Source organism: Rhodococcus sp. T7 (assembly GCF_009872365.1).
In the GTDB taxonomy this organism is placed as follows: domain Bacteria; phylum Actinomycetota; class Actinomycetes; order Mycobacteriales; family Mycobacteriaceae; genus Rhodococcus_F.
The window spans coordinates 1-23,242 of the sequence record NZ_WXYH01000328.1 but is presented as its reverse complement, the minus strand read 5'-3'; the positions used below and the strand labels follow the sequence as shown (position 1 = coordinate 23,242).

The 23,242-nt window shown below is 68.5% G+C and carries 21 protein-coding genes and 1 riboswitch; of the genes, 8 read left to right on the top strand and 13 right to left on the bottom strand.

The features are described from left to right. The first annotated feature begins 28 nt into the window (after positions 1-28). A complete protein-coding gene (gene dszD, locus MLGJGCBP_RS27940; RefSeq protein WP_087559824.1) occupies positions 29-613 on the top strand; it encodes an NADH:FMN oxidoreductase DszD in 585 nt (194 codons plus the stop codon). A gap of 5 nt (positions 614-618) precedes the next feature. On the opposite strand, the gene MLGJGCBP_RS27935 is transcribed toward dszD, so the two are convergent. From MLGJGCBP_RS27935 to MLGJGCBP_RS27925, 4 genes are all read right to left on the bottom strand, one after another. Then, positions 619-1,245 (bottom strand): hypothetical protein, encoded by a 627-nt coding sequence (locus MLGJGCBP_RS27935; RefSeq protein WP_160099569.1) that lies wholly within the window; start codon positions 1,243-1,245, stop codon positions 619-621. A gap of 55 nt (positions 1,246-1,300) precedes the next feature. Further along, positions 1,301-1,369: a putative leader peptide gene (locus MLGJGCBP_RS54380; protein ID WP_369325290.1), complete on the bottom strand. Its 69-nt coding sequence runs from the start codon at positions 1,367-1,369 to the stop codon at positions 1,301-1,303. Between the two features lie 28 nt (positions 1,370-1,397). Further along, positions 1,398-2,693 carry an aminotransferase class V-fold PLP-dependent enzyme gene (locus MLGJGCBP_RS27930; protein ID WP_160099567.1) on the bottom strand — a complete coding sequence of 432 codons (1,296 nt, stop codon included), beginning with the start codon at positions 2,691-2,693 and terminating at the stop codon, positions 1,398-1,400. Between the two features lie 51 nt (positions 2,694-2,744). Beyond that, a riboswitch (SAM riboswitch) is annotated at positions 2,745-2,859 on the bottom strand. A gap of 81 nt (positions 2,860-2,940) precedes the next feature. Continuing rightward, positions 2,941-4,191, bottom strand: a complete 1,251-nt coding sequence (locus MLGJGCBP_RS27925) for an MCE family protein (RefSeq protein WP_160099613.1) — start codon at positions 4,189-4,191, stop codon at positions 2,941-2,943. Positions 4,192-4,406: 215 nt separating this feature from the next. Here MLGJGCBP_RS27925 and MLGJGCBP_RS27920 point away from each other — a divergent pair, with 215 nt between their 5' ends. The 4 genes from MLGJGCBP_RS27920 to MLGJGCBP_RS27905 are packed head-to-tail and all read left to right on the top strand — an operon-like array spanning position 4,407 to position 8,559. Then, positions 4,407-5,888 carry a purine-cytosine permease family protein gene (locus MLGJGCBP_RS27920; protein ID WP_087559826.1) on the top strand — a complete coding sequence of 494 codons (1,482 nt, stop codon included), beginning with the start codon at positions 4,407-4,409 and terminating at the stop codon, positions 5,886-5,888. Between the two features lie 27 nt (positions 5,889-5,915). Next, positions 5,916-6,542, top strand: a complete 627-nt coding sequence (locus MLGJGCBP_RS27915) for a TetR/AcrR family transcriptional regulator (RefSeq protein WP_160099565.1) — start codon at positions 5,916-5,918, stop codon at positions 6,540-6,542. After that, positions 6,539-7,537, top strand: coding sequence for a nitrilase-related carbon-nitrogen hydrolase (locus MLGJGCBP_RS27910; RefSeq protein ID WP_160099563.1), 999 nt, complete (start codon positions 6,539-6,541; stop codon positions 7,535-7,537). Before MLGJGCBP_RS27915 ends, MLGJGCBP_RS27910 begins: the two co-directional genes overlap by 4 nt. Continuing rightward, positions 7,534-8,559: an agmatine deiminase family protein gene (locus MLGJGCBP_RS27905; protein ID WP_160099561.1), complete on the top strand. Its 1,026-nt coding sequence runs from the start codon at positions 7,534-7,536 to the stop codon at positions 8,557-8,559. Before MLGJGCBP_RS27910 ends, MLGJGCBP_RS27905 begins: the two co-directional genes overlap by 4 nt. Here MLGJGCBP_RS27905 and MLGJGCBP_RS27900 read toward each other — a convergent pair. Beyond that, positions 8,538-9,791: an RNA polymerase sigma factor gene (locus tag MLGJGCBP_RS27900; protein WP_160099559.1), complete on the bottom strand. Its 1,254-nt coding sequence runs from the start codon at positions 9,789-9,791 to the stop codon at positions 8,538-8,540. The two genes, MLGJGCBP_RS27905 and MLGJGCBP_RS27900, sit on opposite strands and share 22 nt — an antisense overlap. Continuing rightward, on the bottom strand, positions 9,791-10,501 hold the full coding sequence (locus MLGJGCBP_RS27895) for a YciI family protein (protein ID WP_160099557.1): 711 nt from the start codon (positions 10,499-10,501) through the stop codon (positions 9,791-9,793). The genes MLGJGCBP_RS27900 and MLGJGCBP_RS27895 overlap by 1 nt, the downstream gene beginning before the upstream one ends. 219 nt (positions 10,502-10,720) lie before the next feature. Here MLGJGCBP_RS27895 and MLGJGCBP_RS27890 point away from each other — a divergent pair, with 219 nt between their 5' ends. Next, the gene (locus MLGJGCBP_RS27890) at positions 10,721-14,611 is read left to right on the top strand and encodes a Pls/PosA family non-ribosomal peptide synthetase (protein ID WP_160099555.1); all 3,891 of its coding nucleotides are present in this window, start codon (positions 10,721-10,723) and stop codon (positions 14,609-14,611) included. Between the two features lie 14 nt (positions 14,612-14,625). Next, the gene (locus tag MLGJGCBP_RS27885) at positions 14,626-15,924 is read left to right on the top strand and encodes a M1 family metallopeptidase (RefSeq protein WP_201453218.1); all 1,299 of its coding nucleotides are present in this window, start codon (positions 14,626-14,628) and stop codon (positions 15,922-15,924) included. On the opposite strand, the gene MLGJGCBP_RS27880 is transcribed toward MLGJGCBP_RS27885, so the two are convergent. The 3 genes from MLGJGCBP_RS27880 to MLGJGCBP_RS27870 form a co-directional block, all read right to left on the bottom strand. Then, positions 15,855-17,189: an MFS transporter gene (locus MLGJGCBP_RS27880; RefSeq protein WP_160099551.1), complete on the bottom strand. Its 1,335-nt coding sequence runs from the start codon at positions 17,187-17,189 to the stop codon at positions 15,855-15,857. The genes MLGJGCBP_RS27885 and MLGJGCBP_RS27880 overlap by 70 nt on opposite strands. Beyond that, on the bottom strand, positions 17,186-17,833 hold the full coding sequence (locus MLGJGCBP_RS27875; RefSeq protein WP_160099549.1) for a GntR family transcriptional regulator: 648 nt from the start codon (positions 17,831-17,833) through the stop codon (positions 17,186-17,188). The genes MLGJGCBP_RS27880 and MLGJGCBP_RS27875 overlap by 4 nt, the downstream gene beginning before the upstream one ends. A 148-nt stretch (positions 17,834-17,981) precedes the next feature. Then, positions 17,982-18,842, bottom strand: coding sequence for a LysR family transcriptional regulator (locus MLGJGCBP_RS27870; RefSeq protein WP_160099547.1), 861 nt, complete (start codon positions 18,840-18,842; stop codon positions 17,982-17,984). An 83-nt stretch (positions 18,843-18,925) separates the two neighbouring features. Between MLGJGCBP_RS27870 and MLGJGCBP_RS27865 the strand changes: the two genes are divergently transcribed. Beyond that, positions 18,926-19,930, top strand: a complete 1,005-nt coding sequence (locus MLGJGCBP_RS27865) for a bile acid:sodium symporter family protein (RefSeq protein WP_160099545.1) — start codon at positions 18,926-18,928, stop codon at positions 19,928-19,930. Positions 19,931-19,938: 8 nt separating this feature from the next. Here the strand turns inward: MLGJGCBP_RS27865 and ehuA are convergent, their stop codons facing one another. From ehuA to ehuB, 4 genes are read right to left on the bottom strand one after another with little or no spacing between them, the layout of a single operon-like run. Next, entirely contained in the window at positions 19,939-20,700 is a 762-nt protein-coding gene (gene ehuA / locus MLGJGCBP_RS27860) for an ectoine/hydroxyectoine ABC transporter ATP-binding protein EhuA (RefSeq protein WP_160099611.1), read from the bottom strand. 19 nt (positions 20,701-20,719) lie between these two features. Next, on the bottom strand, positions 20,720-21,364 hold the full coding sequence (ehuD, locus tag MLGJGCBP_RS27855; RefSeq protein ID WP_087559807.1) for an ectoine/hydroxyectoine ABC transporter permease subunit EhuD: 645 nt from the start codon (positions 21,362-21,364) through the stop codon (positions 20,720-20,722). Further along, positions 21,361-22,092 (bottom strand): ectoine/hydroxyectoine ABC transporter permease subunit EhuC, encoded by a 732-nt coding sequence (ehuC, locus tag MLGJGCBP_RS27850; protein ID WP_160099543.1) that lies wholly within the window; start codon positions 22,090-22,092, stop codon positions 21,361-21,363. The genes ehuD and ehuC overlap by 4 nt, the downstream gene beginning before the upstream one ends. Positions 22,093-22,114: 22 nt before the next feature. Beyond that, positions 22,115-22,999 carry an ectoine/hydroxyectoine ABC transporter substrate-binding protein EhuB gene (ehuB, locus tag MLGJGCBP_RS27845; RefSeq protein WP_087559829.1) on the bottom strand — a complete coding sequence of 295 codons (885 nt, stop codon included), beginning with the start codon at positions 22,997-22,999 and terminating at the stop codon, positions 22,115-22,117. Positions 23,000-23,242: the final 243 nt, after the last annotated feature.

Genomic DNA, 23,242 nt, shown 5'->3' with positions numbered 1-23,242 from the left:
GCCCACACGGGCCGACCCGGAGAATGATTTGTCCGACAGAGCCGAGAACGCCGATACCGTCGATGGTTCGGACCTCCCCCGCCACCCCGAACTCGCCCCCGGAATCTGTGCGGAGGATTACCGCGCAGCGCTGCGTCGTCACCCGGCGGGCGTCACCATCGTGACCCTCGACTCGGGGTCGGGCCCGGTCGGCTTCACCGCTTCCTCGTTTTCGTCCGTCTCGCTGGCCCCGCCGCTGGTGTCGTTCAACATCGCGAACACGTCGTCGAGCATCGACGCGCTCCATTCGGCGGGCTCGCTGGTGATCCACCTGCTCGGGGAGCACCAGCAGCACCTGGCTCAGCGGTTCTCGCGGAGCGCCGACCAGCGGTTCTCCGACGAGTCGCTGTGGGCGCGGCTCGACACCGGCGAACCGGTGCTCCACGGAACTCCCAGCTGGATGCGGGTCGTCGTGGACCAGCTGATTCCGGTCGGCGACCACACGCTCGTCATCGGCCTCGTCACCCGCGTCCACGCCGAGGCCGACGACGATTCCGCGTCGGCTCCACTGCTGTATCACGAGGGCCGGTACTACCGGCCCACTCCGCTGGGGTCAGCGAACAACGGCAACTGACCTGGTCAGGACGCCAGCACCCGTTCGACGCGGGGGAGGTCGAAGCGGCGCAGCGCTTCGTCCACGGCTTCGGCGGACGTGACGAGACCGCGCTGCTCCAGCCACGGGAGGGTGCCGTCGACGAGCTGCTCGAGAACCCTGGGCAGCGACAGCGGGAGCAGGGTCACGCCGTCGGCGACGCCGGCCGCCTGGATGTCGGCGATGAGCCCGGCGAGGCCGGCCGGAGTTCCGATGTACTGCAACGACACCGGTGCGCGCGGTGCGTCCAGCGCACTGTCGAGGAGGGCCAGCTCCTTGCGCGCGGCGCGGGCTTCTGCGGCGATGAGCACCTCGAGGTCCACCAGGACGGTGACGCTGTCGGGGTCGCGGCCGTCGGCGACGATCTCGGCACGGATCCGTGCGCGCTCCTGCTGCGCCTCACGCAGATCGGCGGCCCGGATCCGGACGACGTTCGGCGGGAACGACGTGAGGTCGAGCTGATCCGTCGAGTCGGCGGTCAGGTCCACCCAGTAGTCGGCGCCGTTGATCGGCCGCGTGCCTGCGGCGCCCTCCGCGGCCGGGTGGTGTCCCGATCCGGTCAGTTCGACGGCGACGCGGAGGGGACGGGAAACGAAGGCATTGTCTCGAGACATAAGGGTTCCTCGGGAATGACGTGTGCGTGTGAGTGAAACGGAACGGGAAGACCGGTCAGCTCGAACACATACCCGAGGCGGTTCGGCACAGATCGACATGCCGACGGCACCAGTGAGCAATCATTGTGCTCCCAGCCTGCGATGCCATGCCGTCATACTAGCGCGTCTCGCGAAAAGCGGGTCTCGGGCACCGGATTCCACTGGCCGCTCTCCTTGGCGTAGGCCCAGTTCCGGCGTCCCGCCACCAGGGTGCGCACGGCGTCGACCAGCCGATCCACGTCGTCGGAGCAGCTTCCGAGACCGACGCTCACCCGCACGGCGCCGTCGGGCCTGCCGAGGCGGCCCAGCAGCGGGTGGGCGCAGAAGCGTCCGTCGCGAACTCCGATTCCGTGTTCGGCGGACAGGTAGGCGGCGATCTCCCCCGGCTCGAAACCGTCGATCGTGAACGTCACGATCCCCACGGTGTCGGGGGCGTCCGACCACAGCCGCAGGAACTCCAGGCCGTCGACGGAGCAGAGGCCGTCGAGGAGCCTGCCGGTGAGTGCCGCCTCGTGTTCGGCCACCGTGCCGAAGTCCAGTTCGGACAGCGCATCGCACGCGGCGGCGAGGGCCGCGGCTCCGAGCACGTTGGGGGTCCCCGCCTCGTGCCGGGCGGGGGCGGGCGCCCACTGGGTGGATTCGACGGTCACGTTCCGGACCGCGCCGCCGCCCGCGAGGTAGGGCTCGGCGGCGTCGAGCCAGTCCCGGCGGCCCACGAGCACGCCGGCACCGAACGGCGCGTACAGCTTGTGCCCGGAGAAGGCGAGGTAGTCGACACCCCACTCCTCGATGTCGATGCGGCGGTGCGGTGCGAGCTGCGCGGCGTCGACGAGAATCCGTGCGCCGCAACGATGCGCCACTTCGGCGAGGGCGGCGATCGGCAGCACCTCACCGGTGACGTTGGAGGCACCCGTCACCGCGAGCAGGGCGGTGGGCTTCGAGCACAGTTCGGCGACGAGCAGCCGGACGGTCTCGTCGAGGGTATCCGCCGCCCGCACGACGCGAGAGTCCTTCCACGGCAGCAGGTTCGCGTGGTGCTCGATGTCGAGGACGACAGTGCTGCCCGGAACGCACCCGGCGAGCAGGTTCAGCGAGTCGGTGGTGTTGCGGGTGAACACCGCCACCTGGTCGTCGCACGCTCCGACGAACCGGGCCACCGAGTCGCGGGCCTTCTCGTAGCACTCGGTCGACACCCGCGAGGCGTAGCCGGCGCCGCGGTGCACGCTGGAGTACGTCGGAAGCAGGGCCCCGATACGGTCCGTGACCTGCGCCAACGCCGGCGCACTGGCCGCGTAGTCGAAGTTCACGTAGGTGCAGTCACCGCCCTGAACGAGCGGAACCCGCAGGTCGGAACCCGAAACCTGAGCCAGGGGGGCAACACACACGTCAGCGGTCAATACAGCAGTCATCACGACATCCCTCGTAGTCAGGGACTCGTCGCAGGGTCGGTGCCCTCTCGGAGTCCGCGCTTGCCGGGTCCGGTATGGACCTCAGCCTGGTCGTCACCCGGAGCACCCCGCCGCGGTGGAGGGTTGCCGACCAGCTAGCCGGGGCTTGACGCTGGTACTCGTGACCTGTTTCGAAGATTGCAGGATCGGCGCGCAGTTGTCAACTCGGCACCCGGGAGGGTCCGGGCGCCGAGTCCCACGACTCGCGTCAGTTGGGGGTGACTCCGAGCAGCGGGGCGAGCTGATTCGCAATCGGGTTGAGGTCCAGCTTGTTCGGGTCCTTCTTGGGTGTGGAGTCCCACGGCTGAACGGTGGCGGGGTCGCCGAACACGATCCGGTTCGCGCTGCGGACGCCGGTGAGACTGCCCTGCGGGGCCGCACAGGTGGCGGCGGTGTTCTGCGGGAAGTCCTGCTGCGTGTCGTCGAAGTTCGGATCCTGCCGCTTCATCTCCTGGAGGATCTCCCGGGTCCCCTCGTACCCGACGGTGCACGACGGCGGATCGTTCGTCTCGGCCACCAGGCCCAGGTGAACGGTTCCGTCGTCGGGCGCGATCGTCGACGACGCCGCCGCCACGCCCGGCAGGTACACGAACAGGGTTCGCAGGGCCGCCGCCTGCACCGAGATCACCTTCGCCGTGGCGGACAGGTTGGCAAGGTTCGTCGTGACGCCGGGGCCGACGTCCGAGACCAGTTGCCCCAGTTGCCCACTCGCCGGATTTCCATTGTCGATCAGCCGCCGGACGTCGGGGTCGCTGCTACGCAGGCGATCCGCGAGCGAGTCGAGGTCGGCACTGAAATCCTTGATCGCCGAAAACTGTTCGGACTGCGCGCCCAGAACTGTCCGGCTGTCGCGCACCAGCGCCACGGTACGGTCGAGTGATTCGGCGCCCGACGTCGAGAGCCCGGACAGCGAGTCCGCCAGCGACTGAAGGTCTTCGCCCTTTCCGTCGAATGCCGCGCCGAGTTCCGTCACGACTGTGTGGAGCGCGTCGATCGGCACGGACTCGGTCAATCCCTGTGTACTGGCGAGCAACTCCTCGACGGCTACCGGCGTGGACGTGTCGCGGGCCGCGATGCGGGAGCCGGCCACCAGGAACGGTCCGCGATCGGCGGACGGCTGCAGGTCGACGTACTGCTCACCGATCGCCGACCGGTTTGCCACAACGGCTTTCGTGGACGCGGGAATGTCGGGCGCGCTCTTGTCGATCCTCAATTCGACGACGACGCCGTCCGCGGCGAGGGACATGTTCCCGACCCGTCCGACCGGCACGCCGCGGTAGGTGACTTCGGCGTTGGTGAAGATGCCGCCCGACGTTTCCAGTTCGAGGTTCACGGTGTATTCACCGAAGCCGAGGAGGTTGTCGAGGCGCACATAGTTCGCACCCACGTAGACGAGCCCCATCACGGCGACGAGCACGAAGCCGATCAGCTGCCACCGGATCACGAGACGACTGGTGATGGCGGCGGCAGACACAGGCACTCCAATGGCAGGTAGATACATGATACGAACGGTCACACATATATCTAGTCCGGTCGCCGGAGCAGCGCAAACTCCGCGCCGCCCGCGGTGGCGCACGTCACCGTCGGGTCTTGACTGAATTTTCAGTTTGGAATATGTTCGGTACCCAACAGGACGTGATACCGGTCACCTCCGCCCCGAATGTGAGGTCCGCAGTGTCCACGAATCTCGACCCGACGACGCCCCTCGACGACACCGCCCCCTCCCCGCCGGAGGACCGGTTCGGACACGTCGAGACGATCGGCGTGGAATACATCCCCGAATCGGAACGCGACTCGCGACCGCTCAACATGCTCGCGGTGTTCTTCGGCGGCAATCTGGCGTTCTCCGTGATCGTGTTCGGCTGGCTCCCCATCACATTCGGGCTCAGCTTCGGCAGCGCGCTGGCGGCCAGCGCGATCGGCATCGGGCTCGGCACGCTCCTCATCGCTCCCCTGTCACTCCTGGGCCCGCGCACCGGCACGAACAACACCGTGTCGAGTGGTGCGCACTTCGGAGTGAGCGGACGGATGATCGGCTCGGGGCTCACCCTCCTCTTCGCCCTCGCATACGCCGCGATCGCGGTCTGGACGTCGGGGGATGCACTGATCGCCGCCGCCCACCGCCTGTTCGGCACACCGGTCGACAACGGCATGCTCGCCCTCGGCTACGGCATCATCGCCGCCGAGATCGTGGCCGTCGCACTGTTCGGCCACGGCACGGTGGTCGCGCTCCAGAAGTTCGTGCTGCCCGTCGTCGCGGCCCTGCTCCTGCTGGGGGTCTTCGCGTTCGGTGGCCACTTCGACGGCGGAGCGGGCAGCGGCGACTACCTGCTCGGCGGATTCTGGCCCACCTGGATTCTGGCCGTGGTCCTCGCCGTCGGCGGTCCGCTGTCCTACGCCCCGACGCTCGGCGACTACAGCAGGCGGATCTCCCGGGTGCGGTTCAGCGACCGTTCGATCGTCGCCGCCACCATGGCCGGCATCTTCTTCGGACTGTTCCTGACCGCAGCGTTCGGTTCGTTCACCGCGTCGACATTCACCACGCTGAGCGACTCCTACGTCGCCGACCTGGTGGCGGAGGCTCCCGGCTGGTACGTGCTGCCGATCGTCCTCGTCGCCCTCGCGGGCGGACTCGGCCAGGGCGTCCTCAACGTCTACGCCAGCGGGCTCGACCTGGAGGCGCTGATCCCCCGCTTGCGCCGCGTCCACACGACGCTGATCACGTCGGCGCTCGCGGTGGCCTTGCTCTACATCGGCGTCTTCGTCGTCGACGCCGTCGATTCGATCACCGCGATGACGTTGGTGCTCAACGGTTTCGCCGCTCCGTGGGTCGCGATCAACGTCGCCGGATTCCTGGTTGCGCGGCGCGGGCAGTACGACGCCGTCGATCTCCAGGTCTTCAACCTGGGCCGGAAGGGTGGACGGTACTGGTTCACCGGCGGCTGGAACCTGCGCGCCGTCATCCCCTGGGCAGCCGGATCGCTGTTCGGCCTGCTCGCGGTCGACACGTCGCTGTACTCCGGGCCGCTTGCCGACATCGCGCACGGTGTCGATGTCAGTCTGATCGGATCGTCGGTCATCGCCGTGGCCGGCTACCTCGTCGCGCTGCGACTGTGGCCCGAACACGTGGCCCCGGTCGAAGCGCCGTCGTCCTAGCGCGACACGAACCGAAGGAGATTCCCGATGAGCGAGCGACGCGACGCGATTCTGAAGGCCAGCGCGACGGCCATTGCCCAGCGAGGTATCCGCGGGCTACGCGTCAACGACGTCGCGGAGGTCGCGGGCGTCTCGCCGGGACTGCTGTACTACCACTTCAAGGATCGCATCGGCCTGCTCGAGGCTGCCCTGAACTACATCAACGACCGTGCCCGCGACTACCGCAGCGAAGGCGAGGGGTCCGCGGACTCCGCTCGCGACCGGCTCACCCGCTCGCTCCTCGGCGAGATCCAGGACCGCCCCGAGGTCGTGGAGAACTCGCTGGCCTGGAACGAGTTACGTGCTTCCGCCGTGTACGAGGAGGCGCTGCGGGAGCCCCTCGCGCGGACCACCGCCGCGTGGGTCGCGGAGATCGCCGACGCGATCACGCAGGCGCAGGCTACCGGCGAGATCTCGCCCTCCCTCGACCCCCGGCGCACCGCGGTCACGATGACCGCCCTCGTCGAAGGACTGTCCGGGCGGTGGCTCTGCAAGGAGATCTCCACCGACGATGCCCGCTCCCACCTGCTCGGCGCGATCGACGTCGTGATGTCCGAGCCCACCGACCGCACCACCGACAACCCCGTCACCACCAGAACGAAGGAACAACGATGACCATCCGCACGATCACCGCGCTGCCCGCACCCGCCTCCCCAGCACGTTCCACGGCAACCGCCCGCACTCCGCTGCGGGTCGGATTGGTGCAGCACCGCTGGCGCGCCGACGCGGACGCATTGCGCACCGCATTGACCGACGCGATCGGTGAGGCGGCGGCCCTCGGCGCGGAGGTGGTGTTCCTGCCGGAACTCACACTGTCGAAGTACCCCGCCGACACCCGCGCGACCGGGACACCCGGACGCGACGCCGAGGACCTCACGACCGGACCCACCTACACGTTCGCGGCCGCCGCCGCTGCCCGTCACCAGGTCTGCGTCCACGCCTCGCTGTACGAGAAGGCCGACGGGCCGGACGGTCTCGGCTTCAACACCGCGATCCTCGTGTCCCCGTCCGGTGAACTGCTGTCCCGGACCCGCAAGCTGCACATCCCCGTCAGCGCCGGATATTACGAGGACACCTACTTCCGCGGCGGCCCCGCCGACGACGCCTACCCCGTCTACCGGCCGACCGAACTGGGCGGCGCCGCACTCGGACTGCCGACGTGCTGGGACGAGTGGTTCCCCGAGGTGTCCCGGATGTACTCGCTCGGCGGCGCGGAGATCCTCGTCTACCCCACCGCGATCGGGTCCGAGCCGAGCTTCCCGGCGTTCGACACGCAGCCGATCTGGCAGCACGTGATCGTCGGAAACGGTATCACCAGTGGCACATTCATGGTGGTCCCGAACCGGTGCGGCAACGAGGGCGGCATCGACTTCTACGGTTCCTCCTTCATCTCCGACCCGTACGGCCGGGTGCTGGTGTCCGCTCCCCGCGACGAGGAAGCGGTCCTGGTGGCCGACCTCGACCTCGATCAGCGCAAGGACTGGCTCGACCTCTTCCCGTTCCTGACCACCCGCAGGCCGGACACGTACACCCGGCTCACGGACGCCGTCGACCACGAGCACCCTTACGGTCTCCCGTCGACGGTCGCCGCCGCGGAGACCCGGTCATGACCTGGCGGATGCCCAGTGAGACCGAACCGCAGGAGCGGGTCTGGATGGCGTTCCCGCCCCTCGGGGCGTCGATGACCGCGACCGCCGACGACGCCCACGAGGCGCGGACCGCGTGGGCGGCCGTCGCCCACGCGATCGCCGAATTCGAACCGGTCACCATGGTCGTCGATCCGGTGGACCGGAACGTCGCCCGGCAGTACCTGTCCCCGGGCATCGACGTGGTCGAGGCGGAACTCGACGACGCCTGGATGCGCGACATCGGTCCCACGTTCGTCCTCGACGAGGAGGACCGCCTCGGTGCCGTCGACTGGGTGTTCAACGGATGGGGACAACAGGAGTGGGCCACGTGGGACCGCGACCGCTCGATCGGCGCGGCGGTCACGGCGTGGTCCGGCGCCCGGCCGGTCCCGTCGTCGATGGTCAACGAGGGCGGCGGAATTCAGGTGGACGGCCACGGAACCGTGCTCGTCACGGAGACGGTGCAACTCGACCCGCTGCGCAACCCCGGCCTGGACGCGGCGGGCGTCGAGGCGGAACTCGCGCGCACGATCGGCGCCGAGCACGTCGTCTGGCTGCCGCGCGGTCTGACCCGGGATTCCGAGAAGTTCGGCACCAAGGGGCACGTCGACATCGTCGCGGCCCTGCCCGCACCCGGGGTGGTCCTGGTGCACTGCCAGCGCGACCCGTCCCACCCCGACCACGAGGTGACCGCCGAGATCCTGAAGGTGCTGTCCGACAGCCGTGACCGGTCCGGTGCGCCGTGGCGGATCGTCGAGGTGCCCGCGCCGACGGTCCTGCGTGACGAGGAGGGGTGGGTCGACTACAGCTACATCAACCATCTCGTCGTCAACGGCGGCGTCATCGCGTGCGGCTTCGACGACCCCCACGACGCCCTCGCCCGGGACATCCTGTCGAGCGTCTACCCGGGTCGCCGCGTCGTCACCGTCGACGCCCGGCAGATCTTCGCGCGGGGCGGCGGCATCCACTGCATCACCCAGCATCAGCCTCGCGGGCGGATCTGACGGGCAGCGGTTTCGCCGTCCACTTCCGCGAGCCGCCGGGTCAGGAAACGCCGGGTCGGTTCGTTCGCCGCCAGTCCGATCGCGGCGCGGTATTCCACGCTCGCCTCCGCCGGCCTGCCCGCTCGGCGCAGCAGGTCGGCGCGGGTGGCGTGCAGGGTGTGCGTCCGGGCGAGCCTCGGCTCCCCGGCGAGGGCGTCCACCTCGGCGAGACCGGTGTCGGGACCGTCCCGGAAACTCACGGCCACAGCATGATTGAGACGAACCGCGGGCGAGTCGCCATACGCGGCGAGTTCGTCGTACCCGGCGACGACGGCGTCCCAGTCGGTTGCCTCCCAGTTCGGCGCCGTCGCGTGGGCGGCGGCAATCGTGGCCTGCGCGCTGTACGGACCGCCTCCCCGGCGCCGGGCAGCCCGCAGGCACACGACGCCCTCCTCGATCTTCGCCCGGTCCCACCGCCGGCGATCCTGGCATTCGAGAGGGACGATATCACCGGCGTCGTCGATCCGCTGGGCTCGCCTGCTGTCGTGGAACAGCATGAGCGCCATCAGCGCCCACGCCTCACCCTCGTCCGGCATCAGTTCGCACAGCAACCGGGCGAGCCGCAGCGCCTCCTCGCAGAGTTCGTCCCGGATCGCGGTGTCACCGGACGTCGCCGAATAGCCCTCGGTGAACACCAGGTAGATGCAGGCGAGCACCTGCGGGGTGCGCTCGGGGAGCAGGTGGTCGGGCGGAACCCGGAACGGGATCCCTGCCGTCCGGATCTTGGCCTTGGCGCGGCTGAGCCGTTGGGACACGGTCGGTTCCGGGGCGAGGAACAACCGGGCGATCTCCGCGGGCCTCAGCCCGGCCACCAGCCGGAGCGTCAACGCCACCTGCGACTCCGAGGACAGCGCGGGATGGCAGCACGTGAACATGAGCCGCAACTGGTCGTCACGCACCGGCCACACCTCTTCCTCGTCCGGAGGCGGAACGAGCCGCGCCGCATCGTGCTCCTTGTCGCCGCGCAGCGACTCCCGGCGCAACCGGTCGAGTGCCCGGTTGCGGGCGACGGTCGTGATCCAGGCGCCCGGGTTGTTCGGCACACCAGAATCCGGCCAGCTGCGGATCGCCTCGGCGAACGCCTCCTGCACCGCGTCTTCCGCGAGGGACAGGTCGCCGACCATCCGTGCCACGGTGGCCAGCGCCCGCCCGGACTCCTCCCGGAAGACGCGGCTCAGAGTGTCGCCGTCCATCACTCGGCGTCGGCGACGATCTGCCGGAGTTCGATGCACCCTTTAGGCGACACCGGGATCTTCGCCGACAACGCGATCGCGCTCTCCCGGTCGTTTGCGGCCAGCACGTACAGGCCGTTCGCGACCTCCGCGGTCTCGGCGAAGGGACCGTCGGTGAGCAGAAGTTCCCCGTCCCGGACGCGGATCGTCGTCGCGGAGTCCGGCGGATACAGGGCTCCGCCGCCGCGGACCGCAGAACCGGCGACACGGCCGAACTTCTCGTGCTCGGCCATCCCCTCGTCCCACTGGGGTGTGCCCGGCGACACGGCCGCCGCCACCGGTTCGCGGAGCAACGCGAGCCAGCAGCCCTTCTGATCGGTCACGGGCATCCACTCGAACATCGGCCACAACTCGACCGAACCCTCGGACGCCTCCGGGATGCGGCGCGCGTGTTCGAGCACCTCGTCCAGATCCGAACCCTCGAGGACGTAGAAGCCGCCGATCACCTCCGCCGTCTCCGCGAACGGACCGTCCGTGATCAGCGCGCGGCCGTCCTCGTTCCGGATGGCCGCCGCCTCCGCGCTGGGGTACAGCGCCCCACCGCCGACGAGCGCGGAGCCCGCCCCTTCCCAGAACGCCTGATGCCGTCCCATCGCCACGGCGAACTCCGGACTGTCCGGTCCCCATTCGGTGGCGTTCTTCTCGCCCGCCAGCAATGCCAGGTAGTACATGAAGTCATCCTTCCTCGATGCGAGGGAACTCGGGTGCTCCCTCTGACCAGACGACGAAGAAAAGGAGCGAACTTCTACATCCGCGGCGAGAAACCTCCAACAGCAGGTGAAGAATGGTCGAAGGAGTCGTACCGAACACCAACTGTTCACCATCTGGCCACTTGATCGTGAGATAACGAGCCGAACGCACCACTACCCGCTCAGAGAAGGAATCCTGGATTGTCTCTCCAGTCGCCGACGGATTCGGACCTGTCGCTCCGTATACCCCGGGAATTCCTCCGCCGTGAATTCGCACCGGCGCCGCGCACCCTCGTCGACATCCTGTTCGCGACAGCGGAGGCGAGCCCCGAAGCCCCCGCGATCGACGACGGCACCACGTCGCTCACGTACCAGGAACTGCTCGAGGAGATCCGGCAGACCGCCGACGTCCTCGCCGAATCGGGAGTCGGGGCCGGCGACCGCGTCGGAATCCGCATGCCGTCCGGGTCGTGCTCGCTGTACGTCGCCATCTTGTCGACGCTCGCCGTCGGCGCCGCCTACGTGCCGGTCGACGCGGACGACCCCGAGGAACGCGCCGAACTCGTGTTCGGTGAGGCGCAGGTGCGGTGCGTCGTGACCGGTGCCGGGATCGTCGCCGGCACCGCGCCGGCCAGGGCCGACGCGCCGAGCGCCCGCCCGCCGACCGTCGACGACGACGCCTGGATCATCTTCACGTCCGGTTCCACCGGCACCCCCAAGGGTGTCGCGGTGAACCATCGCAACGCGGCCGCGTTCGTGGACGCCGAGGCCCGGATGTTCCTGCAGGAAGACCCGATCCGGCCCGGCGACCGGGTGCTCGCCGGGCTGTCGGTGGCGTTCGACGCGTCCTGCGAGGAGATGTGGCTGGCGTGGCGGCACGGCGCCTGCCTCGTTCCCGCACCCCGGTCGCTGGTGCGCAGCGGCATGGACCTGGGCCCGTGGCTCGTTGCCCGCGACGTCAGCATCGTCTCGACCGTGCCGACGCTGGCATCGCTGTGGCCCGCCGAGGCCCTCGAGGCCGTGCGCCTGCTGATCTTCGGTGGCGAGGCCTGCCCGCCCGAACTGGCCGAACGCCTCGCCGTCGACGGCCGCGAGGTGTGGAACACGTACGGCCCCACCGAGGCGACCGTCGTGGCCTGCGGCGCCCTGATGGACGGCCGGAGCCCCGTCAGCATCGGCCTCCCGCTGGACGGCTGGGATCTCGCCGTCGTCGACGCAGCAGGCGAACCCGTGCCCGAGGGAGAGGTCGGCGAACTGGTCATCGGCGGGGTCGGGCTGGCCCGCTACCTCGACCCGGCGAAGGACGCCGAGAAGTACGCCCCGATGCCGACGCTCGGCTGGGATCGGGCCTACCGGAGCGGCGACCTGGTCCGGCTCGACACGCGCGGACTCCTGTTCCAGGGCCGCGCGGACGACCAGGTGAAACTCGGCGGCAGGCGGATCGAGCTGGGCGAGGTCGACAACGCGTTGCAGAACCTCCCCGGCGTCGGCGGTGCGGCGGCGGCCGTGCGCCGGACCGGTGCCGGTCATCAGATCCTCGTCGGCTACCTGGCCAGCACCAATCCCGACTTCGACCTCAAGGCCGCGCACACCGCGCTCACCGGGCAACTCCCGGCCGCGCTGGTCCCGCGACTGGTGCTGGTCGACGAACTCCCCACTCGGACGTCGGGGAAGGTCGACCGGAACGCCCTTCCCTGGCCGCCGCCGGGCGTCGACGACGCAGCGGAGAAGCTGGGCCTCGAGGGCACTCCGGCGTGGGTCGCCGAATTGTGGACGTCGATTCTCGGCGCCGAGATCACCGGAACCGACGACGACTTCTTCGAACTCGGCGGCGGTTCCCTCTCCGCCGCCCAGCTGGTCACGGCGCTGCGCGAACGCTTCCCCGAGGTGACGGTCGCGCAACTCTACGACCATCCGCGGCTCGGTTCACTTGCCGAATACCTCGACGAGCTGGCGCCGATCGACGCCGTCGAACCCCGCATCGTCACCCCGACTCCGCGGCGAAGCCAGCTTGCGCAGATCGCGGCGACGGTCCCGCTCACCACGCTCACCGGTCTGCAGTGGGTGACGTGGCTGGCCATCGCGAACAATGTCTTCTCCCGGTTCACGACCGTGTCCTGGGCGCCGACGGTGTCGTGGTGGTGGATTCTGCTCGCGTTCTTCGCGTTCATCAGCCCGGTCGGCCGGATGGCGATCTCGGTGCTCGGCGCACGGATCCTGCTGCGCGGACTCGAACCGGGAACGTATCCCCGCGGCGGCAGCGAACATCTGCGACTGTGGGTGGCGCTGCGTCTCACCGAGGCCAGCGGCGCCGCGAACCTGTCCGGGGCCCCGTGGATGCTCTACTACGCGCGGGCGCTCGGCGCCGACGTCGGCAAGGGCGTCGACCTGCACACCCTGCCGCCGGTCACCGGCATGCTCGAACTCGGCGACGGCTGCTCGGTCGAACCGGAGGTCGACCTGTCCGGGCACTGGGTGGACGGCGACGTCGTCCACATCGGCGCGATCAAGATCGGTCCCGGCGCCTCGGTCGGTGCGCGATCAACGCTGCTGCCCGGCGCCACCATCGGCCGTAACGCCGAGGTCGAGGCCGGTTCCGCCGTGTTCGGACGCGTCAAGGCCAATCAGCACTGGGCCGGATCACCGGCGGTCAAGGTCGGCAAGGCGGTCCACCCGTGGCCCGAGGAGACCCCGCGCCGCGCGGCCTACTGGGTTCCCACGTTCGGCGTGACGTCCATGCTCATCGCCGGTCTGCCGATCTTCGCCCTCGTCGCAGGCATCGTGGTCGTCGGGTGGTGGATCCGCGACGCGGGCACGGTCGGGGCGGCCGCGCTCCAGTCGCTGGTGATCCTTCCCGTCGCGACGCTCGTCAGCCTCATCGTGTTCGCCGTTCTCACGGTGGTGTCCGTCCGGCTGCTGTCGATCCGGTTGCGAGAGGGCTACCACCCGGTCCGCAGCCGCGTCGGCTGGCAGGTGTGGGCCACCGAACGGCTCATGGACTCGGCCCGCACGTTCCTGTTCCCGCTGTACGCGAGCCTGCTGACCCCGGGATGGCTGCGGTTGCTCGGCGCCCGGATCGGCAAGAACGTCGAAGCGTCGACCGTCCTCATGCTGCCGAAGTTCACCACCGTGGCGGACGGTGCGTTCCTCGCCGACGACACGATGATCGCGAGCTACGAACTCGGCGGCGGCTGGATGCACATCGAACACGCGAAGGTCGGCAAGCGCGCGTTCCTCGGCAACTCCGGGATGACCGGTCCGGGCCGCCGGGTCCCCAAGAACGGTCTCGTCGCGGTCCTCTCGGCCACGCCGTCGAAGGCGAAATCCGGTTCCTCCTGGCTGGGCAGTCCCCCCGTCCGCCTCCGCCGGGCACCCGGCGACACCGACGCCTCCCGCACGTTCCGTCCGCCGTTCCGGCTCAAGGTCGCGCGTGCCGTCGTCGAAACGTGCCGTCTCCTTCCGGTGATGGTGACGTTCGGGATCGGGCTCGGCGTGCTGTTCGCACTGGAGGTGATGGCCGGCCGCGTCGGGTTCTGGCTCGCGGCGCTGGCCAGCGGGCTCGTCCTCCTCGTCGCGGGTGCGGCGGCCGGACTGATCTCCGTGATCGCGAAGTGGCTGGTGGTGGGTCGGATCGGGAAGATCGAGCACCCGCTGTGGAGTTCGTTCGTGTGGCGGAACGAGGTGTCGGACGCATTCGTCGAGACCGTCGCCGCACCCTGGTTCGCTCGCGCCGCCACCGGCACCGCCGTCCTGAACGTCTGGTTGCGGGGCCTCGGCGCCACCATCGGCAAGGGTGTGTGGTGTGAAACGTACTGGCTCCCCGAGGCCGATCTCGTGACGCTGGGCGACGGAGCGACCGTGGAACGGGGGTGCGTGGTGCAGACTCACCTGTTCCATGATCGGATCATGTCCATGGACACCGTCATCCTCGGAGCCGGAGCCACCCTCGGTCCGCACTGTGTCGCGCTGCCCGCCGCCCGGATCGGCGAAGGCGGCACGGTCGGACCGGCCTCCCTCGTCATGCGCGGCGACACCGTGCCGCCGTCGACGCGGTGGCAGGGGAACCCGATCGCCCCCTGGGCGGCCACGTGAAGTCCGACAAGGGGATGGACGAGCCGGTCGACCCGTACCTCCCCCAGAACGGCAACCGCGGATACCGGGTGTCCCGGTACGAACTCGACCTCACCTACAAGGTCCACAGCAACCGGCTGGCGGGCAAGGCCACCATCACCGCGGTCACCACCGCGGTACGGTCCCGGTTCGCCCTGGACCTGGTGCCCGGCATGCACGTCACGAAGGTCGCGGCCAACGGTTCCCGCAACACGAAGTGGCTGCACCGCAACGGCAAGCTGATCGTCACGCCCGCGCAGAAGATCCCCGCGGGCGGCGCCCTCGTGCTCACCGTCCAGTACGGCGGTTCGCCGAAACCGATCCGCAGCATGTGGGGTGAGGTCGGCTGGGAGGAATTGTCCGAGGGCGCTCTCGTCGCGAGTCAGCCCAACGGCGCGGCTTCGTGGTTCCCGTGCGACGACCATCCCAGCTCGAAGGCCAGCTACCGCATCTCCATCACGACCGATTCGCCGTACTACACGCTGGCCACCGGTGCACTGGTGAGCAAGCAGACCCGGGCCAGTCAGACGACGTGGGTGTACGAGCAGACCGAGCCGATGCCGAGTTACCTCGCCACCATCCAGATCGGGCCGTACGAGCGCCGCAGGTTCGGTTCCGGCGGTGTTCCCATGTTCGCCGTCCACCCGCCGCGGCTGCGGGCGTCGTTCGACGTGGACTTCGGCAGGCAGCCCCAGATGATGGACGTGTTCTCCCGGTTGTTCGGCCCCTACCCGTTCGCCGACTACACGGTGGTCGTGACGGACGACGAGTTGGAGATCCCGCTCGAGGCGCAGGGACTGTCCATCTTCGGCGCCAACCATTGCACCGGCAGGCGATGGGCCGAACGTCTGGTGGCGCACGAACTGGCCCACCAGTGGTTCGGCAACAGCCTGACGCTCCGCCAGTGGCGGGACATCTGGCTGCACGAAGGCTTCGCCTGTTACGCCGAGTGGATCTGGTCGGAGAACTCCGGTGGACATTCGGCGCATCAGCTCGCTCTGCTGGCGCATCAGGGCCTGGCCCGCAAACCGCAGGACCTGGTGATCGCCGATCCGGGACCGCAGCTGATGTTCGACGACCGCGTCTACAAGCGCGGCGCGCTCACCCTCCACGCCCTACGGCGCCGACTCGGCGACGAGAAGTTCTTCACGTTGCTGCGCGAGTGGACCCACGTCCATCGCCACTCCACCGTCACGAGCGAGCAGTTCACCGACCTGGCCGCCCACTACACCGACGAATCGCTGCGCCTGCTGTGGGATTCGTGGCTCGGGGAGAAGACGCTGCCGTCGATGTGATCTGACGCCGCTGCCGAATTCGGCAGGTGCGCGCGCCACTTCGTGACTGCGAGCGCGAGGCAGCCGGCGGCCGCGATCACCCCGAACACGAACATCCTCGGGTACGTCACCGCCGGAAACGTCTCGGACAGATAGGCCATCACGGCGGGCGTCCCGAATCCCAGGTACGTCAGCGAGTAGAAAACCGCGGTCAGTCCGGCGAGGTCGTCGGGGCCTGCGATCCGCTGGATCTCCTGCAGTCCCGACACCATCGCCATGCCGTATCCGCAGCCGAGAACGACGGCCGCGGCGAGCGCGAGCGGAACGGTCAGCGCGGACGCCGCGACGACGGCGCTACCCATTCCGGCGACGACGACCACGAGCGAGACCACGACGGCCCGCGCGTTGCGGGGAGTGTCGATCTTGCGGCCGAGAGCCTGGATGGCGAATCCCGCCCCGAGGCCCACCATGCACATGAGCGCGGAGAACGCGAGCGGCAGCCCACCTGTGTTCCGGGACATCAGCGACGGCAGCACCGCGTAGGCCGCGGCCGCCGTGCCGAACACCCACGGCGCGAGCGGCACGATCACGAACAGGAACCGCTTGTGCGCGGCGGACGGGATCGCGAGGTCGCGGGCGAGGGAGACTCGTTCGGAGGCGGGCTGGGCCGCGCGGGTCTCGGGCGCCCGCCACAGTGCGACGGCGGCGGCGACGGCGATCGCGCTGTGCACGGCGTAGGACAGGACGCTCGGCAGCGGCGCCCACTGTGCGAGGACACCGGCGACACCGGCGCCGAGGCCGAACCCGCCGGTCAGGCTCATCGCGGCCCGCCGCGCACCCGCACCGTCCGTGGCCGCGGGATCCCACGGCGCCGTCGAAAGCTCCTTCACCCAGCTGCCGCCGACGGCCATGCCGAGGCCGAGCGCGACGCCGCACAGGACGCGGCCGACGATGAGCATCGCCGCGGAGTCGGCGCCGAGGGCCAGGAGCGCGGAGCCGGCGACCGTCAGGAATGGGGCCGGAAGCAGGATCGGCCGGCGCCCCAGCCGGTCGGAGAGCGGTCCGCCGAGGAGCAGCGCGGGCACGATCCCGACGACGTAGGCGAACAGGAAAAGATCGACCGTGACCGGTGAGAATCCGTGATCGGCGCGGTACATGCCGAGGAGCGGCGTGAACTCGTTGCCGCCCCAGGCGACGGCGAACATGGTCGCGGCCACCAGCATCCAGGTGCGCGGCGACGCGAGGGCCTGCGGCATCTCCGTCGGGCATTCGCGGACGGCGGTCATCGCGCGACTCCTCTCGGGTTGAGGGCGTGGACCCGGCGCATGTGGACGAGCACCGCGGTGTCGAAGCCGGCGGCGTCACCGGCTTCGACGAGTTCGGTCAGCTGTTCGTGGTCGGCGATGATTCCGGGCAGCTGTCCCGGGTCGCGGGTGATGGAGTGTGCCGTCATGCGGCGCTGCCGCTCGCGGATGCTGGAGTAGAACGTCGCGAGCAGCGGGTTCTCGCCTGCCTCGACGATCATCCGATGGAAGTCGGCGTCGGCGGCGCTGAAGGCGGCGACGTCGCCTCGCTCGGCGATCTCGCGCTGCTCCGCGAGGTTCTCGCGCAGGCGGGCGACGAGGAGTTGGCGGGCGTGCGGCTGATCGGCGAGCACCTGGACGCTGTGTGTCTCGACGAGTTGGCGGGCGTCGACCACGTGTTCCGCCTCGCCGTCCGCGACGGGCACGACGAGCGCGCCCCGCTTCGGGTACAGCCGCATCCAGCCTTCGGCTTCGAGCCGGAGGAAGGCCTCGCGCACCGGGGTGCGGCTGAGCCCCATGCGTCCGGCGATCTCGCCCTCGCTGATCAGCTCACCGCCGGGCAGACCGCCCGACAGGATGAGCTCCTTGACCTCGCGATAGGCCTGCTCCGCGGCGGAATACAACATAGACACAAGATGTATTTATACGCCGGTCACCGGTGCCGGGTCTATGCCGTGACGGCCACTGTGAGCTCTATCTCCACGGGCGCGCCGGACGCCGGGGCTCGATCCCTGACAGCTCGGCGGCCTCGGTGGAGCAGCCCTCCCACCGAGGTCACGCGCGAAGTCGATCCGCGTTCTCGAGGATGGCGGCGCGCAAAGCCTGCTCCGGTTCGCTGAGAACACTCCGGCGGGCCTCGAGCACGAATTCGACGTCGACCGCGGGCCCCCACTCGTCGCGCGAACGCATCCGCACCGGAACCAGCCCCGCGGGTGGAAGGGTCTCCGCGTGGAACACGACCCCGAGACCCGCAAGGCAGGCGGCCCGCAACCCGTTCAAGCTGTCCGTCACGCAGGCAACCCGCGCGCCGCGGCCGGATTTCTCCAGGGCGTCGAGCGCCGCTGCCCGCGTGATCGAGGGCGGCGGATACGTCACCAGCGGCACCGGCCCCTCGGAGTCCGGCACAAAATCGGGTGCGGCGAAGAACGCCAACCGGTCGGTCCACACCAGTTCCCCGTGCTGGTCTCCTCGGCGACGCTTCCCGAAGACCAGGTCCAGTCGGCCCTCGTGCAGTTGCCGAAACAGCACTTCGCTCAACGCCACGGTGAGTTCCAGATCCACGAGCGGATGGCTGCGCCGGAACTCGCCCAGAATCCGGGGGAGTTCGTGCAGAACCAGATCTTCGGACGCCCCGAACCGGACGCGTCCGCGCACCCCCGACTGCGTGAAGTAGCGTTCGGCGTCGGAGTGCCGCTCGAGTATCGATGTCGCGAACCCCACCATCACGGAGCCGTCCGCGGTCAACTCGACCGAATGCGTGTCCCGCAGAAACAGGCGGCGACCCGCAGCGTTCTCCAGCTTTCCGACATGCTGGCTGACCGTCGATTGCCGCAGGTCCAGGCGCCGGGCGGCGGCGGTGAAGCTCTTGGTGCGCGCGACCGCCAGGAAGCTCCGCAGGTGAACCGGATCGAGCATGGCTCATTGTTATCACGTTTCGGCATTACAGTAAACGCCACTATCGCCTTTCGAAATATCCGCGCATTCCTTACGGTCGAACCATGCTGACGAAGATCCCGCTGCTCGGAAAACTCGATCCGTTCATCATCGGCATCCTGATCACCGTCGGGATCGCCAGCCTGGTCCCAGCCGACGGCACTGCCCTGACGGCGTTCACCTGGGCCACGAAGGTGGCCGTCGGAATTCTGTTCTTCCTCTACGGCGCCCGGCTCTCCACGCAGGAGGCGCTGCAGGGCCTGCGTCACTGGCGTCTGCACCTGACCATCCTCGCGGCGACGTTCGTCATCTTCCCGCTCCTCGGAATCGCCGCCCGCGTGCTGGTCCCGACGATCCTGACCCAGCCGCTGTATCTGGGCCTTCTCTATGTCTGCCTGCTGCCGTCGACCGTCCAGTCGTCGATCGCGTTCGTGTCGATCGCCCGCGGCAACGTGCCTGGGGCGATCGTCAGCGCGTCGTTCTCCAACATTCTCGGCATCGTCGTCACTCCGCTGCTCGTGGCGTTGCTGATGACGAGCGAGGGGGCGGGCTTCGACGCGTCGTCCGCGATCGGCATCCTCGTCATGCTGCTGCTCCCGTTCATCGCCGGCCAATCCGTGCGACGGTGGATCGGCCCGTGGGTGAAGGAGCACGGCGCACCGCTCAAGCTCGTCGACCGCGGATCCATCCTGCTGGTCGTCTACGTCGCATTCAGCGAAGGAATGAACGAGGGAATCTGGGGCACACTGTCCGCCGGCCGGCTCCTCGGCCTGCTCGCGGTGTGCGCGGTCCTGCTCGCGATCGTCCTGACCCTCACCTGGTTCGGGTCGAAGCGACTCGGGTTCGACCGCGCCGATCAGATCACGATCACGTTCTGCGGGTCGAAGAAGAGCCTCGCCACCGGTCTTCCGATGGCCACGGTCCTGTTCGCCAGTCAGCCGATCGGCCTGATCGTGCTGCCGCTCATGCTGTTCCACCAACTGCAGTTGCTGGTGTGCGCGTGGATGGCGGGCCGGCTGGCACGGCGCGCTCCCGCCGACAAGCCGGAACTCGCGACCACCTCGCGCTAGCCCGGGAGTCAGTCGGCCAGCACGGCCTTCAGGAACGTCTTGGTGCGCTCGTGCTTCGGTGCGGTGAAGATCGTGGCCGGGTCGCCTTCTTCCACGATGCGACCGGCGTCGAACATCATCACCCGGTTCGACACGTCCCGCGCGAACTGCATCTCGTGCGTGACGATCAGCATCGTGATGTCCGTGGTACGCGCGACGTCCCTGAGTACGTCGAGGACGTCCGCCACCAACTCCGGATCCAGCGCCGACGTCACCTCGTCGAGCAGCAGGATGTCGGGGTCCATCGCGAGGGCGCGCGCGATCGCGACCCGCTGCTGCTGGCCACCGGACAGCTGCGTCGGGTGCGCGGTCTCCTTGTCCGACAGACCAACCGTCTCGAGCAACTCGCGTGCCCGCTTCGCGGCCACGGCCTTGTCCAGGCCGAGCACGTGGATCGGCGCTTCGGTGATGTTCTCGATCACGTTCATGTTGGGGAAGAGGTTGAACTGCTGGAAAACCATGCCGATCCGGCGTCGTATCCGGCGTGTGTACTTCTCCGACGCCGGAACGAGTTTGCCGCCCTTCTCCTCGTGCGTCAGCGGCGCCCCGTCCACCCAGATGACGCCGTCGTTCACCTTCTCGAGGGTCATGAGCAGCCGCAGGATCGTCGTCTTCCCCGATCCGCTCGGGCCGATGAGGGTCACGCGGTCGCCGCGCTCGACCTGAAAGTCCAGGTGATCGAGCACGACGTGGTCGCCGAACTGCTTCACGACGTCGTCGAATCGGATCATCGGGATTGCTGTGCTCGCGTCATCGGGCAAGACGTCTCTCCAATCGCCGTATGAGCAGGGACGTCGGGTAGCTGGCGAGCAGGAAGATCACACCGGCCAGCGTCAACGGTTCGAGGTACTGGAAGTGCCGGGCGCCGAACTGCTGCGCGGCCGTCACCATCTCCACCACCGTGATGGCGAACAGGAACGGGGTGTCCTTGAACATCGACACCGCGTAATTGCCCAGCGCCGGGACGACGCGACGGATGGCCTGCGGCAGAATGATCGCCCGCCACGTCCGGGTCGGTGCGATGGACAACGCCCGCGCCGCCTCCCATTGACCGACGGGCACCGCCTCGATCCCCGCCCGATACACCTCGGCCATGTACGTCGAATAGTGAATTCCGAGCACCGCCACACCGATCTGCAGCGGCGACAGTCCCGTGAACGTGTAGTACACGAACAGCAGTTGCACGACGAGCGGGGTCAGGCGGATGAATTCGCTGACCGCGCGGACCGGCACACTCACCCACCGCGGTGCGGCCTGCCGGATCAACGCGATGACGAGTCCGAGTACGACGGAGATCAGGAACCCGAGCACGGTGGCGATCAGGGTGATCTTGAAACCCTCGAGCAGCACGGGCAGAGCCTCGAACGCACGATCCCAGCTCCAGTGGACGCTCATTGCTTCGCGGCCTCCAATCCCCGCGGATCGGACGGTGCGAGGCTGAAGATCTCACGCAGAGACGGTCCCGTACCGAGGCGATTCTTCGCCCGCACCTCGAGTGCGTTCATCAACAAGGTCAGCACGTAGCCGATGACGAAGTAGATGATGAGCCCCACACCGAATGCGAACAGCGTGTTCCCGGTCGTCTGCCGGAGCTGGTCGATCTCGAACGTCAGGTCCTGCAGGAGGATGTAGCTCGCAAGGGCGGTGCCCTTGAGCAGCTGGATCAGCAGATTCGTCAGCGGCGGAATCATCTCGGCCCACGCCTGCGGGAAGACCACCCGGCGCAGCCGCTGCCAGTGACTGAAGTCCAGCGCCGTCGCCGCCTCCCACTGCGATTGCGGCACCGAGTTGATCGCACCGCGGACCACCTCGGCTCCGTAGGCACCGTAGTTCAGCCCGAGCGCGAGGATCCCGCACAGCACCGGGTCGATGAGATAGCCGAACAGCGGAACCACGTAGAACAACCAGAACAACTGCACCAACAGCGAAGTGCCGCGGAAGAATTCGATGAACGCGCGAGCCGATCCCCGGATCACGATGTTGTGGGCACGGGCAGCCAACCCGAGAGCGAGCGCGAGCACGAACGCCAGGAGCGCGCCTCCCGCCGTCAGTTGGAGCGTGACGACGATGCCTTCCTGGATGCTCGGCCACGCATCCAGCAGCGCGTCGATGTTCTCCTTCACAGGCAGCAGACCCCGGCGTCGATCAGCCGGTCTCGCCGCAGAGTTTGGCGGTGGTCAGGTTCGGATCGGGCAGTTCCTCTGCGGTGAATCCGAACGGTCCGACGATCGACAGGTACTTCTCCTTGTCGGAAGTGATCTTGGCGAGTTCGGCGTTGTAGGCGTCGCGCAACTCGGTGTCCTCCTTGCGGAAGACCGTGCCGCCGGCACCGACCTGGGGTACCCCGTCGATCACGGCGACGAACGAGTTGGTCACCTCCACCGGGACCTGCGGGTTGTTCTGCGCCAGCCAGTTCAGTGAGATCCCGGTGAGCGCAAAGACATCGGCACGCCCGTTGGCGACAGCGTCCATTCCGTCCTGCGGCGACGCCACCTGCATCGCGTCGATTCCCAGTTGCTGCGCGTAGTCCGATTCGATCGCCCCGGTCATCGCTGCCATCCGCACACCGCTCTGCTGCACCGACTGCATGTCGGTGAGGTTCGCGGGGTTGCCCTTGGGCACCATCAGCGCGGTCGTGTAGTTGAATTCCGGCTCACTGAACGCTGCCTGCTCGCAGCGCTGCGGCAGAATCGACATGCCGGCACTGACGACGTCGAAGCGGCGCGCCTGCAGTCCGGGAATGAGGGCTCCGAAGTCGGTGCTCACACCTTCGACGTTGTCGATGCCCAGGTTCTTGAAGATTTCCCGGTGCAACGCCACGGTGGCGCCGGTCAGCTGGCCGTCCTGTTCGAAGCTGTACGGCGCCTCGCCGGCGAAACCGACGGTCACCGTTCCGCTGTCCTGTAGTTGCTGGAGGAGCGATCCGCCGCTGGCCGTGTCGGTCTTCGTGCACCCCGCGACAGAGCCGGCGGCCACCATCAAGCCTGCAAAGGCGACAGCCGCTCTGACAGCCGGACGTTGTTTCGACATCGTGCTCGTCACCACAGATTCCCCTTCGTCACCTCGGGTGATCCGGGAGGACGCGCACCGCACGGCACGATCCCAACGGATCTGCCCGGGCCACGTTACGCAGGCGAAGGACTTGCCAAAGGGGAACCGGGGGGACGTTACCGCAGCGTTATCAAGTTGCCGTCGACAAAACTGTTGTGAAATGCCGAAAGCCCCCCAACAAGTGTTGGGGGGCTTTCGGTAACGGATGTTCGGCGGTGTCCT

Excerpts from the sequence above, each read along its gene's own strand:
- MLGJGCBP_RS27870 (WP_160099547.1), bottom strand. The coding sequence starts at position 18,842 with ATGCTCGATCCGGTTCACCTGCGGAGCTTCCTGGCGGTCGCGCGCACC.
- ehuD (WP_087559807.1), bottom strand. The coding sequence starts at position 21,364 with ATGAGCGTCCACTGGAGCTGGGATCGTGCGTTCGAGGCTCTGCCCGTG.
- ehuB (WP_087559829.1), bottom strand. The coding sequence starts at position 22,999 with ATGTCGAAACAACGTCCGGCTGTCAGAGCGGCTGTCGCCTTTGCAGGC.
- MLGJGCBP_RS27900 (WP_160099559.1), bottom strand. The coding sequence starts at position 9,791 with ATGGACGGCGACACTCTGAGCCGCGTCTTCCGGGAGGAGTCCGGGCGG.
- MLGJGCBP_RS27935 (WP_160099569.1), bottom strand. The coding sequence starts at position 1,245 with ATGTCTCGAGACAATGCCTTCGTTTCCCGTCCCCTCCGCGTCGCCGTC.
- MLGJGCBP_RS27885 (WP_201453218.1), top strand. The coding sequence starts at position 14,626 with ATGGACGAGCCGGTCGACCCGTACCTCCCCCAGAACGGCAACCGCGGA.
- MLGJGCBP_RS27915 (WP_160099565.1), top strand. The coding sequence starts at position 5,916 with ATGAGCGAGCGACGCGACGCGATTCTGAAGGCCAGCGCGACGGCCATT.
- ehuA (WP_160099611.1), bottom strand. The coding sequence starts at position 20,700 with ATGATCCGATTCGACGACGTCGTGAAGCAGTTCGGCGACCACGTCGTG.
- MLGJGCBP_RS27930 (WP_160099567.1), bottom strand. The coding sequence starts at position 2,693 with ATGACTGCTGTATTGACCGCTGACGTGTGTGTTGCCCCCCTGGCTCAG.
- MLGJGCBP_RS27905 (WP_160099561.1), top strand. The coding sequence starts at position 7,534 with ATGACCTGGCGGATGCCCAGTGAGACCGAACCGCAGGAGCGGGTCTGG.
- MLGJGCBP_RS27910 (WP_160099563.1), top strand. The coding sequence starts at position 6,539 with ATGACCATCCGCACGATCACCGCGCTGCCCGCACCCGCCTCCCCAGCA.
- MLGJGCBP_RS27875 (WP_160099549.1), bottom strand. The coding sequence starts at position 17,833 with ATGTTGTATTCCGCCGCGGAGCAGGCCTATCGCGAGGTCAAGGAGCTC.
- MLGJGCBP_RS27895 (WP_160099557.1), bottom strand. The coding sequence starts at position 10,501 with ATGTACTACCTGGCATTGCTGGCGGGCGAGAAGAACGCCACCGAATGG.
- MLGJGCBP_RS27880 (WP_160099551.1), bottom strand. The coding sequence starts at position 17,189 with ATGACCGCCGTCCGCGAATGCCCGACGGAGATGCCGCAGGCCCTCGCG.
- MLGJGCBP_RS27865 (WP_160099545.1), top strand. The coding sequence starts at position 18,926 with ATGCTGACGAAGATCCCGCTGCTCGGAAAACTCGATCCGTTCATCATC.